Here is a 13601-nt window from a genome sequence, read left to right as displayed (position 1 = left end):
GTTTGAGTGCCTACTGGCAGCCTGAGGAGTCTGGCTGGCTCCCCTCGATCAGTGCTGGTATTGGTGCTTCTACCTTTAACGGATCTGGCGACGGTGTAACCGACGACAGCTACACCTGGATGGTCGGCTTTCAGTGGAGCGATCTGTTCATGAAGGGCAATGCCTTTGGTATTGGCCTGGGTGAATCCAATTCCGACATCAGCAACTTCGGCCTTGAAGTTTGGTACAAGTTCCAGGTCACCGACAACATCAGTGTGACCCCCGCCTTCTTCTGGATCCAGAATGGTGGTTACGACTTCCAGGCCAACTCAGGAGCTGGTGCAACCGCCGACATGTACGGCGCTGTCCTCAAGACCACCTTCAAGTTCTGATCCCCAGAACACCTGGGGCCGGATCCCTCACACATCTCCGGTCCTTTTCCTCCACTTCTCAACACACCCCTCAACCAACCCCGGCTCACGCCGGGGTTTTTTTATGGTGGTTGCTCCTGGGGAGCCCGCTCTGGCCGCCACTGATCCCTATCGCGTCCTTGGGGTTTCGCCCGCCGCCAGTGCGGCTGAAATCAAGGCGGCCTATCGCGCCCTGGTCAAGCAGCACCACCCCGATGCCGGCGGCGATCACCGCACAATCCTGGAGCTCAATGCGGCCTGGGAGGTGCTGCGCAACAGTGAGCGCCGCAGCCGCATAGAACACACCAGCGGAACCACCACGACCCATCAAAGGGTTAAGGAGCCAGGCAAGTCTGCCGCTGCCCCTACGGCAACTGCCACTGAGCAGGACCTGCTTGCTTGGCTCCAGCTCGTGGTTGCTCCGAGTGATCGACTCCTCGCTCAGGTGATCAACGCCTTCCCGGCCCAACTCAAGGCGCTGGCGGCCGACCCCTACGACGACGCCTTGATGGAGGCGTTTTGCCGATTCCTGGAGGCCAGTCAGGCCCGCCTCGCCAAGGTGGAAGCTCTATACCGCTCGCGCTCCTGTCCGGTGGGGGTTGAGAGCTTCAGCCTCGCCCTCTACCACTGCCTTAGCCTGGTTAAGGATGCTATCGCTGATCTCGAGCGTTATACGCTCGGCTACGTGGATTCCTACCTGCGCGATGCTCGTGAGCTATTGCGCCAGGCCAAGGCTCGCCGCAGCCAGTTGCTGGTCGATTCTCGTCAGCTGCGGCGTTGAGGGTGACACCCCATCAGATTGGCTTGAGCACCCGAATGTGTTTTGTCAAGTGCTTCTGCCGGATGATCAATCTGGCCTGCGCAGCCTCGACGTCCTGGTTCATATCAAGCCGATGTTGCCCTTCGATGACTTTCGATCAAAACAACGATTCACGGGCCGCGGCCAAGGTTCCAAGATCGAGAAGGTGCTGGTGAGCTTCGATTGTGATTTACCGCGGCCGCCGGGGCTAGAGTTTGTTGATAGTCTTCTGCCTTTGTCGCATGACGCCCTTGCTGAAGCAACTCGAAGAGCAAGCCCGAACGCTCTGCCCAGAGGACAGAGCAAGACTTGCGGAAATGATGCTCGAGTCTTTGCAGCCTTCAACAATTGAGATTAACTCAGCTTGGGAGGAAGAGATTGAGCGCCGTCTGGACGCTTTTGATCAAGGCTTGATGCCAGCCCATAGTGCAGATGCTGTCTTCGCCGAGGCGAGCGTGATGCTTCGGTGAGAATCGCTCGCTTTGCGGAGGCGGCCAAGCTTGAGTTGATTCAAGAAGTCGAATTTTATGAAAATAAAGAAGCTGGATTGGGTGCTCGATTCCTGGCTTCAATTCGAGAGGTTGTATCCCGTGCGATTCTGTATCCCTTGACTGGTTCGCTATACAGGAAAAATACCCGCCGGTTGCTCGTGAAAGATTTTCCGTTTGCCGTTATCTATCGCTCTCATACGGATGGGATTGTGATCTTTGCGGTTGCGCACCTCTCTAAGCGCCCGGGGTACTGGCGATCACGAATAGACAACGGCTAATCGAGCTGTTCAGAGCTATTTAATAGAGCTGCTCCCTGATTCCCCTGATCATTGGATGCATTTAGCCAAGTAAATCTGGTTTGTCAGGCGTGGATATCAACCCGGAAAAGCCTCCAGCTGATCAAGCCTGAGCCACACATCGGGCACCGGTCGGCGCCAGCGCAGCTGGGCGTAGGCGCCCTTGATGGCCAGGATTTCGCCCGGGCCTTCCAATAGGTAGCCAGGTAGGGGGGCCTCGCTGGCTGCGGCCTCCAGGCTGCCCGCATAGGCCGCCCCGTTGACGCGCACCAGGTTGCCCTTCTTTAGCGGGGTCTGATCGGCCACGGCAGGGCATCCAGCTGGGGCCAGGTTAAGGCCTAGCCTCGGCCCATCTGGGCTGAATCGATGCGTCTGCTGTTGCTTGGCTGCTCAGGCTTTGTCGGCCGTGAGTTGGTGCCCCTGCTGCTGGAGCTGGGCCATGAGCTCACCCTGGTGAGCCGCCAGCTCCAGCCCTTTCCTGCCCTGGTGGGTGAGCGGCTCAACTGCATCCAGGGCGATCCGGCTGACCCCGCCAGCTGGGCAGGCAGCGGCCTCGAGCTGGCCGTCGCCCAGGCCGATGGGGTTGTAAACCTCGCCGGCGAGCCGATTGCCGAGCGCCGCTGGACCCCGGCCCACCGCGAGCTGTTGCTCCGCAGCCGGGTGCGCAGCACCGAGTTGTTGGTGGCGGCGATGGCGCGCCAGCAGCGCCCCCCGGCGGTGCTCGTCAACGGCTCAGCCGTGGGCTTTTACGGCGCCAGCCTCCAGGCCCAGTTCAGCGAATCCAGCCCTGCCGGCAGCGACTTTCTGGCCGAGATCTGCCAGCAGTGGGAAGCCGCCGCTGACCAGGTGCCCACCGGCTGCCGCCTGGTGAAGCTGCGCATCGGCATCGTGCTCGCCGCCGATGGCGGCGCCCTCGGCAAGATGCTGCCCGTTTTTCGCATGGGTTTCGGTGGCCCCGTTGGTACGGGTCGCCAGTGGATGAGCTGGATTCACCGCCACGACCTCTGCCGCCTGATCGCCACCGCCCTCGAGGATGGCTCCTACAGCGGCGTCTACAACGCGGTCAGCCCCCAGCCCACCACCATGGGCGCCTTTGCCGATGCCCTGGGCCAGGCCCTGGGCCGGCCCAGCCTGCTGCCGGTGCCCGCGCCGGTGCTGCAGCTGCTGCTCGGCGATGGGGCCCAGGTGGTGCTCGAGGGCCAGCAGGTGCGGCCGGAGCGGCTGCTGGCCCAGGGATTCAGCTTCTCCTACCCCGAACTCAACGCTGCCCTCGCCGCTGCCACCAGCCCAGCACTCCGCTGAGCAGGGCCGCGCCCATCAGCAGCCCGATCGCCGGAGTGAACAGCGGCTCCCACAGCTTTTGGAACAGGGTCAAAGGCCCCTCCACGTGCTGGCTGTGCAGGGCCACAGCAGCGGCAAACCACAGCGCGCCGGCGATCACCACAAACACATCCACGACCAGCAGGGTGTCCATGGCGCCCTTGAGCTGCTGCAACCGCGTGGGGGGGGTGGTCATCGCGCCGAAGCCGCAAGCAGGTTCATGATCGCTCCGGCCATGGCCTGGCTGCCCCCAGGCCTGCCGATGCGCTCCTGGCCAATTGTCGCCAGCTGCCGGCGCAGGGCCGGCCCCCGAATCGGATCCAGCTGCTGCTCCAGCAGTTGGTGCGCCAGCTCGGCGGCGCTGCTGGGCTCTGGGGCGCAGAACACCCCAGCACCCAGCAGGCGGCGCTGGGCTTCGGCGAACCCCGGCGTGAATTGGGGCCCCTGGCCAGGTAGCTGCAGCACCGGTATGGCCAGCCCCACCGCCTGCTCCGCGGCGGTGCCGGCGCTGCAGAGCACCAGTTGGGCGCTGGGCAGCAGTTGCCCAAACCCGCCCCAGCTCAGCTCCAGCTCCAGGGGGCCCCGCACCAGCCGGTCCTCTCCCTCCAGCTGCCAGCCCAGGGGAGCGGCCAGCTGGGCAATGCAGGCCCGCTCCAGGCCGGGCACCAGGGCGGCCCGCAGCCGCAGGCGCCGTCCCCCCGGCCATTCCACTGGCAATTTCCCAGGCAGCTCTGCCAGGAGCTCCAGCATCAGCCCCAGATTGCGGGCCGCCTCCGGCAGGCGGCTGCCTGGCACTAGGAGCAGTTCCGGATCTCCTGCCCCCGCTGGTGGGGCTTCGTTGCTGCTCACCGCATCGAGAAAGGGGTTGCCAAGGAAGCTGGCGGGCCGCCCCAGTTGCCCGCTGAGGTCGGCGGCGCTGAGCTCATCGCGGCTCCAGATCGCCCTGATGCCTGGCCGGCCCAGTAGCCAGCCGCAGGGCCAGGGCAGCCTCAGCCGGCCCTCGTAGTGGCTGGAGTAGGCCACCAGATACACGGCGGTGGGCAGGCCTGAAAACCAGCCCCCCAGCACGGCCAGCAGATCGCCGACGGCCAGCACCAGCCCGTAGTGGCGCCGCCGCCGCCTCAAAAGCAGCAGGCGGCTCAGCACGTAGAGCATCTGGCCCTCGAGCAGTTCGGCGATCCGCCCCGCCAGGCTGGTGTAGCCCAGGCCGCCGGTGCTGCAGTTGCGGGTGCGGCCCAGCACCGGAATGCCCAGCTGGCGGTAGCTGGCGCCATGGCCCACCAGCGGCAGGGCCTCCACGGCAATGCCCCGCTGGATCAGGTGGGAAGCCACCAGGGCGCCACTGAGGTCTTCCCCATGGCCGTTGCTGAGCAGCAGAACCGGTTTCAAGCCGCGAGCCAGGCCTTCACCTTTTCCATCGCCTTCCAGCCCGGTTGGCGCACCAGGCCATCGGCGATCGAGGCGTTGAGCTCCGCCGCCATCTCCGGGGCCATCGCCAACACCCGCTGCACGATCTCAATGTGTTCGCGCACTCCCTTGGCGCCGGTTTCCAGCATGGCCAGGCTCAGGTTGATGCGCGCCTGGGGGTCCTGGGGGTTGAGGCGCACGGCGGTCTTGGCGGAGCGCAGGGCGCTCTGGTGCTGGCCATCCAGCAGCTGCAGCCAGGCCAGGCAGGTCCATCCCGCCGCCTGGTTGGGGGATTGCTCCGTGATGGCAACGAAGCTGCCGATCAAGTCGGCCGGCGCCGCCCCCTGCTGGTAGCGCTCCATGGCCTGCTCGAACAGGGAGGATGCTTCTGGGGAGGTCATGGGGAGGCGGCAGGCCTGGTCGTGACCTCAGATTGCCATCTGGTCGGACAACTGGCAGACCAACTCGTCGAGGTCTGCCAGGGCGATGCCCATTGCGGCGTGCACCCGGCTGGGATCAATTGCTTCGTAGTCGTGCACCAGCCGATTGCGCAGCCCTGCTGCTGGCACCAGGCGCTGGGCCAGGGTTGGACTGATCAGGCCTGCCTGGCCGGCTTGGATGAAAGTATCGGCGTAGGTCTGGGGTTGGCGGCCCGAACCCTGCACCAGGAGATGCTCCAGGAGATCGCTGGCGGCTTCCACGCTCAGGTGCAAAAGCCTTTCCACCAGCAGCTGCTGGCGGCGGTCGCTGAGGAAATCTGCCAAGCCAGTTGTGCTCTCGGCTCTCAAAAGCATCACCAGCTCCTGAAGATGCTGGAGTTTGCGCCGGATTACCGCTTGCTCCAGGGGGCTCATTCCAGTACGGCCCCGGCACGCTCGAGCTCGAGTTTGGCCTGGCGTCTGGTCCAGTCAGCCCATTGGCGCCTTGCCCGAGACTTGAAGGCCGCAAACATGCCGGGTTGCCGTTCAAATAGCAACTGACCATCCTCTGCAACAACGCGCTGCATCAAGTAGGAGGATCTCGAGAGGTCCACCACGTCGAGGGCATCGCTGGAGCAGCCGAGAGCCCCGGCCAGTTCCAGGTCCAGGCCAAAGAGGCGCAGGGGGTCTTGGGGATTGGGCTGGAGCAACACCGCCAAATCCCAGTCGCTCGATTCGCTTGCGGAGCCTTTGGCCCTTGAGCCGAACAGCACCACCAGATCTAGATCGCTCGGTAGGGCGCTCTGGTTCACACCGCAAACGAGCTGCCGCAGCCGCAGGTCTGGCTGGCGTTGGGGTTGGTGAAGTTGAAGCCGCCGCCGATCAGGGCCGAGGAAAAATCCAGCTGCATCCCATAGATGTAGAGGAGGCTCTTGGGATCGCACACCACCTGGAAGCTGGGGGCACCGCTGGGTTCGTAGGTGTAGTGCTCGTCATCCCCCTGGATCGCACTGGCATCGACGAAATCCATCGTGTAGCTCATGCCGCTGCAGCCCCCGGAGCGCACCCCCACCCGCAGGACCTTGGCCGAGCCCTGCTGGTCCATCAGCGCCGCCAGCTGCTTCATGGCCGGTTCGGTGATCTGGATCCCCTTGCCGTCCTTGGCGGTGAAGGTTGCGGTGCTCATCGGGGCTCAATACCTGCTGAACCCACTGTATGGAGCCCGCCCAGCCGCTGCCTGGTGGGTTGTCTCCATAGAGTCGTTCCAACTTTGCGGGTGCAACGGGGTGCGGGTCGCCATTGTGGGAGCTGGATTGGCCGGGTTGGCTGCGGCTGTTGACCTGGTGGACGCTGGCCACCAGGTGGATCTCTATGAGGCCCGGCCCTTCCTCGGCGGCAAGGTGGGCAGCTGGGTGGATGGGGAAGGCAACCACATCGAGATGGGGTTGCATGTGTTCTTTTTCAATTACACCAACCTCTTTGCCCTGCTGCGCAAGGTGGGGGCGATCGACAACCTGCTGCCCAAGGACCACACCCACCTGTTTGTGAACACGGGCGGTGACCTGCGCGAGCTCGACTTCCGCTTTGCCCTCGGCGCCCCCTTCAACGGCCTCAAGGCCTTCTTCACCACCCCTCAGCTGGGCTGGATCGACAAGCTGCGCAATGCCCTGGCCCTCGGCACCAGCCCGATCGTGCGGGGCCTGGTGGATTACGAGGGGGCCATGAAGGTGATCCGCGACCTCGATCGGATCAGCTTCCAGCAGTGGTTCCTCGGCCATGGCGGCAGCCAGCAGAGCATCAAGCGGATGTGGAATCCGATCGCCTACGCCCTCGGCTTCATCGACTGCGAGGCCATTTCGGCCCGCTGCATGCTCACCATCTTCATGATGTTCGCCTCCAAAACCGAGGCCTCCAAGCTCAACCTGCTCAAGGGTTCGCCCCACCGCTGGCTCACCGGCCCGATCTTCGACTACATCGAGCAGCGCGGCGGCCGGCTGCACCTGCGCCACCGGGTCAGCCAGGTGCACTTCGAAGATTCAGCGGCCGGCGCCACCCAGGTCACCGGCCTCAGCCTCGGCAGCCCCGAGGGCGAGATCAGCGTGGAGGCCGATGCCTATCTCGCCGCCTGTGACGTGCCCGGCATCCAGCGCCTGATCCCGCCGGCCTGGCGCCAGTGGCCCCTGTTTGACAACCTCTACAAGTTGGAGGCGGTGCCGGTGGCCACGGTGCAGTTGCGCTACGACGGCTGGGTGACCGAACTCGGAGATGGGGCCCCGCAGGAGGCGGCCCGCCGCGATCTGGCCCATCCCAGCGGCCTCAACAACCTGCTCTACACCGCCGACGCCGACTTCAGCTGCTTCGCCGATCTGGCCCTGGCCAGCCCCGTTGACTACCGCAGGGAGGGGCTGGGTTCCCTGCTCCAGTGCGTGCTCACCCCAGGCGATCGCTGGATCCCCAGCAAAACCGATCAAATCGTGGCCCACACCGACGCCCAGGTGCGAGAGCTGTTCCCCTCCGCCGCCAACTTGAAGCTGGTATGGAGCAATGTGGTGAAGCTGGCCCAGTCCCTCTATCGAGAGGCGCCTGGCATGGAGCCCTACCGGCCCGACCAGCGCACGCCGGTTACCAATTTCTTTATGGCCGGGAGTTACACCAAGCAGGACTACATCGATTCGATGGAAGGCGCCACCATGAGTGGACGTCTGGCCGCCACGGCGATCCTGGCCACCACCACCACGATCGCGTAGGACATTTCATGGGCAGATGGCTTGAGCACAGCGTCACCACCGAGATCCGCGCCCCGGTGGAGCAGGTGTGGGAGGTGTGGAGCGACCTGGAATCCATGCCCCAGTGGATGCGCTGGATTGAATCGGTGGTCACCGAACCCAACGATCCAGACCTCACCGACTGGACCCTGGCCGCCCAGGGTTTTCGCTTCCACTGGAAGGCCCGCATCAGTCACCGGGTCGAGGCCCAGCAGCTGCATTGGGAATCGGTCGGAGGTCTGCCCACCAAGGGGGCGGTGCGCTTTTACCCCCAGGATGACGGCTTTACGGCGGTGAAGCTGAGCGTCAGCTACGAGCTGCCCGGCATCCTGGCGCCCCTGATGGAGCCCAGCATCTTGGGGGGAATCGTCACCAAGGAGCTCCAGGCCAACCTCGACCGTTTCCGGGATCTGGTTCAAACCCGGTATCCCTAGGGCCCCGCTCTGAGGCAGCGGCCGCAGGCCTCCACCAGCCCCGCCAGGTCGTGGGGATCGGCTTCCCCATCCACCCGGCCCAGCAGGGCCCGGCAGCGTTCACTGGTTTGGGGCCCGATCGACACCACGGCCACCCCCTCCAGTTGGGCGGCCCAGCCGGGCCCATAGGCCGCCTCCAGCAGCTCGCAGGTGTGGCTGACGGTTTTGCCGCTGCTGAAGGTGATCCCATCTAGGCGCCCCTGCTCCAGGGCTGCCACCGCGGCGCTGGGCAGGCCAACCGGGCAGCGGGTTTCGTAGGCCGCCACCTCCACCACCCGGGCGCCGGCCTCGGCGAAGGCCTCCGCCAGCAGGGTGCGGCCGCCGCTCTGCACCCGGGGCAGCAGCAGCCGCAGGCCCCAGCCCGGGGCGGGGAAGTGCTCCAGCAGGCTGTCGGCCACGAAGCTGGGCGGGATGAAGTCTGCAGGGGCGCCGAGGGCCTCGAGCTGCCGGGCGGTTTTGCGGCCCACTGCGGCAATCCTGAGGCCGCTGGGGCGGTGGGCCAGGCTGCGCCCCAGGCGGCGCAGCCGCTGCTCCACGGCCTCCACGCCGTTGCCACTGGAGAAAACCAGCCAGTGGAAGTCTTCGAGTTCGGCCAGGGCATCGTCGAGCGGCCCCCATTCATCGGGGGGTGTCACCACCAGGGCAGGCAGGTCGACCACCGAGGCTCCAGCCGCCTCAAACAGGCGCCGGGCCTCCCCCAGCTGGGTCTCGGCCCGGGTCACGGCGATAGTGCGGCCGCCCAGATCTGCCATTACGCCCCATCCAGCTTGACCATCGTGCCGGCCTGCCGCCGCAATGCCTCAGCTTCGTCAGGGCGGTTTTGCTGCTGGAGCAGCTCGATGGCGCGGCGGAAGCCCGCGCGCGCACCGGCCAGGTCACCGCCCAGTAGCAGGGCCACCGCCAGATTCTGGTGGGCGCTGGCATGGTTTGGGTCCCGTTGCAGGGCTGTGCGGTAGGCCCCAATTGCCGCCCCAATCCGCCCCCGGCGGCGTTCCACCAGGCCCAGCTGCAGCCAGCCCAGGGCCAGTTCCGGAGCGGCCGCGGTGGCCTGCTGGCAGAGGGCGCAGGCCTCCTCCAGGGCGCCGGCTTCCTGAAGCAGCCCGGCCAGATTCAGCCGGGCCGCCAGGGTGAGCCGTTGCGGCAGCGGCAGGGCCAGGGCCTGGCGGTAGAGCTGCTCGGCGCGGGCCGGGTCGCTGCCGGCCACCGCGATGGCCAGGTGCAGCAGCAGCTCGTAGCGCACCGGCTGACTGGAGCTTGGGCACCGGGCCAGCCCCTGCTCCAGCAGGGCGATGCCGCGCTCGCGCTTCCCCTCGCTCACCTCCAGGCTGCCGAGCTTGGCGCAGGCGTAGGGATCGCCTGGATGGGCGGCCAGATCGGCCTCCATTGCCTGGCGCAGCCGCCGGGCCTTGTCGCCGCTGGCCAGCAGCTCGCTCCGGTAGCCATCGTGGCCCAGGGCCGGCACGTCGCAATCGGCCAGTCGCCAGTGGGGCTCCTGCTCCAGCAGGGCCAGCACGCTGTCATCCACCATCGAGTGGTACGGCCGGCTCCAGTGGATGGCCGGATGGCGCCGGAACAGGCGGCTCACGTTGGAGTAGGGCGATTGGGCCGCCCCCCGCTCCTGGCGCAGCAGGTTGATCAGCAGCAGATCGCTCTGGCCCATCAGCTGCCGCAGTGGCCCCCGGGCCTCGCTCAGCAGCCACTCATCGGCGTCGAGCACCAGCACCCAGTCGCCCCGCACGTGTTGCAAAGCGGCATTGCGGGCTGGGGCGAAATCTCCCGGCCAGGGCAGCTGGTGCACGACGGCACCGCAGCCTGCGGCGATGGCGATGGTGGCATCACTGGAGCCGGTGTCCAGCACCACCATCTCGTCTACGAAGCCGGCCACCGAGGCCAGGCAGCGCTCCAGCCGCTGCGCTTCGTTGCGCACGATCATCGAGAGGCTGAGCATGGGCGGGGATCAGCTCATCCATTCCAGACTGGCCGGCGTGAGGGGATTTGCAAAGGGGATCCCCTCACTTTGGCAGCGTTCCATTTCGCGTTTAATTCGTAAATACCACTTGGCTTGGGTGTCCGCACCCTCAACCAATGTCAATACAGGATTGTGGGCAATCCCCTCTTGTTGTTGTTCGACGATGACGCGATCTTGATCTAGAAATGTATCTCCAAGTGCCTTTAGGATCGGCTTGAGCGGCAACAGCCAGGGTGAGCTCCAGTAAAGGCATTGATGCACCCTGGTTGTCTGCTGGTCGATTGGGGCAAGCACCGTCAGGGAACAGGCGGCATGGCGCGTGCCTTGAATGATTTCTAGGCGGAGAGAGGGCAGCTCAAAGCGTATTTCCGTTTCTACTGGTTCGCCTAGCAGCTTGTAGGGTTTTCCTGAATTGGTGATGACGTGTTGCTTGAGGGTGAAGCCGCGCTGGCTGGGTTCAAAGTCTCTTTGCTCGATTTTGAAGTCTTGGGGATTTGTTTTTTTCCACCAGCTGCTGGTGTGCACAAAAGGCACGTGCACGGGGTCGATGAGGCCAATTGTTGATTGATCGATGTCAGCTTTGAAAATCTTTTCGATGTATACGTCCGGATCCCGATCAAAGCTGGCCGGCAGCGATTCAAGACACGTGTAAGCCCTCTCTTTGCCGCAGGGGATATAAACCCATGTCATTCCCCCGCGCTCGACGCAAGCCAGGGACTGGGATTTTATTTTGTTCTCAATGCCCAGCTTCTTCTGGGCTTCGGTGAGGCAGGGAATGGAGATGCAGTCCCCATTGATTGCATTGATCTTCCAGCCATGGTATTTGCATTGGATTTCATTTTCATCAATGGATCCATAGCTCAAGGGGAAGCCCCGATGGGGGCAGCTATCAACCAGGGCGAAGGGCTTGCCCAGCCTGGTTAGTACAATTGGTATGTCGGCAACTTTTGACTTGTAAAGCACATTTTTTTTGATCGCCCTTGAGCGAGCAACTGGATACCAGGCGCCTTTTAAGTGGTTTGAATTGCCGGAAGATGGAACCATCTATTAGGTTGTAAATATATTTTGCCCACCATCCTCTCCCATGCCGAGCCTTGCCAGGGCTTCGGCCTGGGCCAGGGGCATCTGGCCGGGGCTGTAGACCCCGGCTATGCCAGGCGGCAGCAGGGGCTGCAACTGGTCCCAGAGGTAGGGGCTGCCGTAGACCACCAGCCCCGCCAGGCGGCCGCAGGCGGCCAGTTGGCGCAGGGCTGCGGGCCAGGGCTCGGCGCTGTTGGCGCTGCCGCGAAAGGGATTGCCCCGCACAAACAGCTGCAGCAACACCGGCCCAGGCCCCAGCCGCTCCAGGGCCAGCGGCGCCTCGGCCAGGCCGCTCCAGGGGCTGGGGCTGCGGCCCTCCACCAGCACGGTGCGCCAGCCCTGGGCCTCCGGTTTGGCCACGGCCGGGGCTGTGGCTGGCAGGAAGGGGGCGGCCAGGGCCGAATCCAGCCGGATCAGGTTCACCCCGGGCTGGGACGGCCTTCCCCCTCCGGCGCTGGCCTCCAGGGTGGCCCTCACCAGCTCCAGGGCCAGGGCCTGGTCGGGCTGGGCGGCGGCTTCGGGGTCGGGCCGGCTCGCGCTTGGCGCCCCAGCCCCGAGCCCCGCCAGGGCCCGCCGCCGCCGCTCGGCACTGGCCTCCAGTTGCTTCCGGTCCAGGCGCCCGCCCTGCAGCGCTGCCGCTATGGCCCCTATGGCGGCGCCGGCGTCGGCGGGCATCAGCACCAGGTCGGCGCCGGCCTCCAGGGCGAGCACCGCAGCCTCGCCGGCGCCGTAGCGGCCGGTGATGGCGTCCATCACCAGGGCATCGGTAACGATCAGGCCTTCGAAGCCCAACTCCCGGCGCAGCAGGCCCGTGAGCACAGGCTTGGACAGGGTGGCTGGCCGCTCGCCATCAAGGGCGGGCAGCATCAAGTGGGCTGTCATCACCGAGGCCACCCCGGCGGCGATCGCCTGTTGAAAGGGGGGCAGTTCGATCGCCGCCAGCCGCTCCCGGCTGTGGGCCAGCAGGGGCAGGGTGAGGTGGGAATCGCTGCTGGTATCCCCGTGGCCGGGGAAGTGCTTGGCGCAGCTCAACACCCCTTCTGCCTGCACGCCCCGCAGGAAGGCCGTCGCCAGGGTGCCTGCCGTAGCCGGATCCTCTCCCCAGGCCCGCACGTTGATCACCGGGTTGGCGGGGTTGTTGTTGACGTCACACACCGGCCCCAGCACCCAGTTGAGCCCCAGGGCCCGGGCCTCCCGGCCGGTGCAGCGGCCGTAGCGCTCGGCCAGGGCCAGGGCCCGCTCGGGCTCCCGCCCGTAGAGCCGGCCCAGGGCCAGGGGCGGCACCAGCCAGGTGGCTCCGTCAAAGCGCTGGCCCACCCCCTCCTCCACGTCGGCGCAGAGCAGCAGGGGTTGGCCGGCCCAGCGGCCGAGCTGGGCGCAGCGCAGGGCCAGCTCGGCCGCACTGCCCCCCAGCAGGATCACGCCGCCCACGCCGGCTTCGAGCAAGCTGCGCAGTTCGGCATTGGCCAACTCCCAGCGGGGATAGCCGCGCTGGTGATCCGCCAGTTTGCCGCTGGTGCGCACCACCAGCAGCTGGTGGATCAGCCGCAGCAGGGCCCCATCGGGCCTGGCGCCGGTGTCTGGCCCGGCCTCAGAACTCACTGGCTTCGGCTGGTTCGCCCTTGGTTTGTCGCTCCCCCTCGAGCCGGTTGAGCAAGCCCAGCACCGAGGTGCCCTTCTCGATGCCCCGATCCAGCACGAACACCACCTCGGGCGTGCGCCGCATCTTCAGCCTCCGGCCCAGCTCCCCTTTGACATAGGCGCTGGCCGAGCCCAGGCCCGCCATGGCCTGGGCCCGATCTTCCTCGCTGCCGTAGACGCTGACAAAAATCTTGCAGTGCTGCAGATCGCCTGCCACCTCGACGCTGGTGACACTCACCATTCCCTGGTTGACCCGGTCGTCCTTGATCCCACCAATCATCAGTTCGCTGACTTCCCGGCGGATCAGGGAAGCCACCCGCTCCACCCTTCGGCTCTGTGCCATGGCTATGCCAGCGGTGTGGGATGCACCATCGCATGCAGGATCAGGGCGAGGCCGAGCAGGCCGCTGATGCTGGCACCAATCAGCGCTACGGCCGTGACCGGATTGCGGCCCCTGGCGGCCAGGGGCTCGAAGACCGAATTGGCCAAACCCAGGCCAAAGGCCACCAGGTAGCGCGGGTAGCGCGTCACATTGAGGAAAAAGTCCTTCAT

At 65.6% G+C, this 13601-nt stretch carries 21 protein-coding genes; 8 read left to right on the top strand and 13 right to left on the bottom strand.

What is annotated here, in order from left to right; genetic code table 11:
- The 5 genes from KBZ15_RS01155 to KBZ15_RS01140 form a co-directional block, all read left to right on the top strand.
- Window positions 1-371, top strand: a 371-nt coding sequence (locus KBZ15_RS01155) for a carbohydrate porin (protein WP_255012737.1), incomplete at its 5' end; no start/stop codon positions are given.
- Between the two features lie 103 nt (window positions 372-474).
- Window positions 475-1170: a J domain-containing protein gene (locus KBZ15_RS01150; RefSeq protein ID WP_255012736.1), complete on the top strand. Its 696-nt coding sequence runs from the start codon at window positions 475-477 to the stop codon at window positions 1168-1170.
- A gap of 49 nt (window positions 1171-1219) precedes the next feature.
- The gene (locus KBZ15_RS01145) at window positions 1220-1540 is read left to right on the top strand and encodes a hypothetical protein (RefSeq protein WP_255012734.1); all 321 of its coding nucleotides are present in this window, start codon (window positions 1220-1222) and stop codon (window positions 1538-1540) included.
- Window positions 1431-1658, top strand: a complete 228-nt coding sequence (locus KBZ15_RS18610; protein ID WP_396123370.1) for an addiction module protein — start codon at window positions 1431-1433, stop codon at window positions 1656-1658. Before KBZ15_RS01145 ends, KBZ15_RS18610 begins: the two co-directional genes overlap by 110 nt.
- Window positions 1655-1957: a type II toxin-antitoxin system RelE/ParE family toxin gene (locus KBZ15_RS01140; RefSeq protein ID WP_255012733.1), complete on the top strand. Its 303-nt coding sequence runs from the start codon at window positions 1655-1657 to the stop codon at window positions 1955-1957. The genes KBZ15_RS18610 and KBZ15_RS01140 overlap by 4 nt, the downstream gene beginning before the upstream one ends.
- A 96-nt stretch (window positions 1958-2053) precedes the next feature.
- Here the strand turns inward: KBZ15_RS01140 and ndhO are convergent, their stop codons facing one another.
- Window positions 2054-2305: an NAD(P)H-quinone oxidoreductase subunit O gene (gene ndhO / locus KBZ15_RS01135; protein WP_261357365.1), complete on the bottom strand. Its 252-nt coding sequence runs from the start codon at window positions 2303-2305 to the stop codon at window positions 2054-2056.
- 36 nt (window positions 2306-2341) lie between these two features.
- Between ndhO and KBZ15_RS01130 the strand changes: the two genes are divergently transcribed.
- On the top strand, window positions 2342-3277 hold the full coding sequence (locus KBZ15_RS01130) for a TIGR01777 family oxidoreductase (protein WP_255012731.1): 936 nt from the start codon (window positions 2342-2344) through the stop codon (window positions 3275-3277).
- Here KBZ15_RS01130 and KBZ15_RS01125 read toward each other — a convergent pair.
- Genes KBZ15_RS01125 through KBZ15_RS01100 form a run of 6 tightly spaced genes read right to left on the bottom strand, consistent with a single transcriptional unit; the run spans window position 3234 to window position 6307 of the window.
- Window positions 3234-3491 carry a hypothetical protein gene (locus KBZ15_RS01125; RefSeq protein WP_255012730.1) on the bottom strand — a complete coding sequence of 86 codons (258 nt, stop codon included), beginning with the start codon at window positions 3489-3491 and terminating at the stop codon, window positions 3234-3236. The two genes, KBZ15_RS01130 and KBZ15_RS01125, sit on opposite strands and share 44 nt — an antisense overlap.
- Window positions 3488-4684: a lipid-A-disaccharide synthase-related protein gene (locus KBZ15_RS01120; protein ID WP_255012729.1), complete on the bottom strand. Its 1197-nt coding sequence runs from the start codon at window positions 4682-4684 to the stop codon at window positions 3488-3490. Before KBZ15_RS01120 ends, KBZ15_RS01125 begins: the two co-directional genes overlap by 4 nt.
- Window positions 4681-5103 (bottom strand): hypothetical protein, encoded by a 423-nt coding sequence (locus tag KBZ15_RS01115; RefSeq protein WP_197151806.1) that lies wholly within the window; start codon window positions 5101-5103, stop codon window positions 4681-4683. The genes KBZ15_RS01120 and KBZ15_RS01115 overlap by 4 nt, the downstream gene beginning before the upstream one ends.
- A gap of 27 nt (window positions 5104-5130) precedes the next feature.
- Window positions 5131-5556, bottom strand: coding sequence for a type VII toxin-antitoxin system HepT family RNase toxin (locus tag KBZ15_RS01110; protein ID WP_254930068.1), 426 nt, complete (start codon window positions 5554-5556; stop codon window positions 5131-5133).
- A complete protein-coding gene (locus tag KBZ15_RS01105) occupies window positions 5553-5933 on the bottom strand; it encodes a type VII toxin-antitoxin system MntA family adenylyltransferase antitoxin (protein WP_255012728.1) in 381 nt (126 codons plus the stop codon). The genes KBZ15_RS01110 and KBZ15_RS01105 overlap by 4 nt, the downstream gene beginning before the upstream one ends.
- The gene (locus KBZ15_RS01100) at window positions 5930-6307 is read right to left on the bottom strand and encodes an iron-sulfur cluster assembly accessory protein (RefSeq protein WP_254930066.1); all 378 of its coding nucleotides are present in this window, start codon (window positions 6305-6307) and stop codon (window positions 5930-5932) included. The genes KBZ15_RS01105 and KBZ15_RS01100 overlap by 4 nt, the downstream gene beginning before the upstream one ends.
- Window positions 6308-6407: 100 nt before the next feature.
- Between KBZ15_RS01100 and zds the strand changes: the two genes are divergently transcribed.
- Together zds and KBZ15_RS01090 are read left to right on the top strand one after the other, a co-directional pair.
- Window positions 6408-7868, top strand: a complete 1461-nt coding sequence (gene zds, locus KBZ15_RS01095; RefSeq protein ID WP_255012727.1) for a 9,9'-di-cis-zeta-carotene desaturase — start codon at window positions 6408-6410, stop codon at window positions 7866-7868.
- Window positions 7869-7876: 8 nt separating this feature from the next.
- Complete coding sequence (locus KBZ15_RS01090) at window positions 7877-8320, top strand: SRPBCC family protein (protein WP_255012726.1); 444 nt, start codon at window positions 7877-7879, stop codon at window positions 8318-8320.
- On the opposite strand, the gene KBZ15_RS01085 is transcribed toward KBZ15_RS01090, so the two are convergent.
- The 6 genes from KBZ15_RS01085 to KBZ15_RS01060 are packed head-to-tail and all read right to left on the bottom strand — an operon-like array spanning window position 8317 to window position 13601.
- Complete coding sequence (locus KBZ15_RS01085; protein WP_255012725.1) at window positions 8317-9111, bottom strand: uroporphyrinogen-III synthase; 795 nt, start codon at window positions 9109-9111, stop codon at window positions 8317-8319. The genes KBZ15_RS01090 and KBZ15_RS01085 overlap by 4 nt on opposite strands.
- Window positions 9111-10307 carry a glycosyltransferase gene (locus KBZ15_RS01080; RefSeq protein WP_255012722.1) on the bottom strand — a complete coding sequence of 399 codons (1197 nt, stop codon included), beginning with the start codon at window positions 10305-10307 and terminating at the stop codon, window positions 9111-9113. Before KBZ15_RS01080 ends, KBZ15_RS01085 begins: the two co-directional genes overlap by 1 nt.
- A gap of 9 nt (window positions 10308-10316) precedes the next feature.
- Window positions 10317-11372, bottom strand: a complete 1056-nt coding sequence (locus KBZ15_RS01075) for a Rieske 2Fe-2S domain-containing protein (protein WP_255012720.1) — start codon at window positions 11370-11372, stop codon at window positions 10317-10319.
- 3 nt (window positions 11373-11375) lie between these two features.
- Window positions 11376-13010 (bottom strand): glycoside hydrolase family 3 N-terminal domain-containing protein, encoded by a 1635-nt coding sequence (locus tag KBZ15_RS01070; protein WP_255012718.1) that lies wholly within the window; start codon window positions 13008-13010, stop codon window positions 11376-11378.
- Window positions 13000-13392 carry a 30S ribosome-binding factor RbfA gene (gene rbfA, locus KBZ15_RS01065; protein WP_255012716.1) on the bottom strand — a complete coding sequence of 131 codons (393 nt, stop codon included), beginning with the start codon at window positions 13390-13392 and terminating at the stop codon, window positions 13000-13002. The genes KBZ15_RS01070 and rbfA overlap by 11 nt, the downstream gene beginning before the upstream one ends.
- 2 nt (window positions 13393-13394) lie before the next feature.
- Entirely contained in the window at window positions 13395-13601 is a 207-nt protein-coding gene (locus tag KBZ15_RS01060) for a DUF751 family protein (protein ID WP_255012715.1), read from the bottom strand.

It is taken from the genome of Cyanobium sp. BA20m-p-22 (genome assembly GCF_024346275.1).
Lineage (GTDB): Bacteria > Cyanobacteriota > Cyanobacteriia > PCC-6307 > Cyanobiaceae > Cyanobium_A.
Note: the sequence above shows the minus strand (reverse complement) of the source record. Positions and strands in the feature narration are given on the sequence as shown.

Bases quoted from the DNA above. Each gene is read 5' to 3' on its own strand.
- KBZ15_RS01150 (WP_255012736.1), top strand. From the start codon at position 475: ATGGTGGTTGCTCCTGGGGAGCCCGCTCTGGCCGCCACTGATCCCTAT.
- KBZ15_RS18610 (WP_396123370.1), top strand. From the start codon at position 1,431: ATGACGCCCTTGCTGAAGCAACTCGAAGAGCAAGCCCGAACGCTCTGC.
- KBZ15_RS01130 (WP_255012731.1), top strand. From the start codon at position 2,342: ATGCGTCTGCTGTTGCTTGGCTGCTCAGGCTTTGTCGGCCGTGAGTTG.
- KBZ15_RS01125 (WP_255012730.1), bottom strand. From the start codon at position 3,491: ATGACCACCCCCCCCACGCGGTTGCAGCAGCTCAAGGGCGCCATGGAC.
- KBZ15_RS01115 (WP_197151806.1), bottom strand. From the start codon at position 5,103: ATGACCTCCCCAGAAGCATCCTCCCTGTTCGAGCAGGCCATGGAGCGC.
- KBZ15_RS01110 (WP_254930068.1), bottom strand. From the start codon at position 5,556: ATGAGCCCCCTGGAGCAAGCGGTAATCCGGCGCAAACTCCAGCATCTT.
- KBZ15_RS01100 (WP_254930066.1), bottom strand. From the start codon at position 6,307: ATGAGCACCGCAACCTTCACCGCCAAGGACGGCAAGGGGATCCAGATC.
- KBZ15_RS01090 (WP_255012726.1), top strand. From the start codon at position 7,877: ATGGGCAGATGGCTTGAGCACAGCGTCACCACCGAGATCCGCGCCCCG.
- KBZ15_RS01085 (WP_255012725.1), bottom strand. From the start codon at position 9,111: ATGGCAGATCTGGGCGGCCGCACTATCGCCGTGACCCGGGCCGAGACC.
- KBZ15_RS01080 (WP_255012722.1), bottom strand. From the start codon at position 10,307: ATGCTCAGCCTCTCGATGATCGTGCGCAACGAAGCGCAGCGGCTGGAG.
- KBZ15_RS01075 (WP_255012720.1), bottom strand. From the start codon at position 11,372: ATGGTTCCATCTTCCGGCAATTCAAACCACTTAAAAGGCGCCTGGTAT.
- rbfA (WP_255012716.1), bottom strand. From the start codon at position 13,392: ATGGCACAGAGCCGAAGGGTGGAGCGGGTGGCTTCCCTGATCCGCCGG.
- KBZ15_RS01060 (WP_255012715.1), bottom strand. From the start codon at position 13,601: ATGAAGGACTTTTTCCTCAATGTGACGCGCTACCCGCGCTACCTGGTG.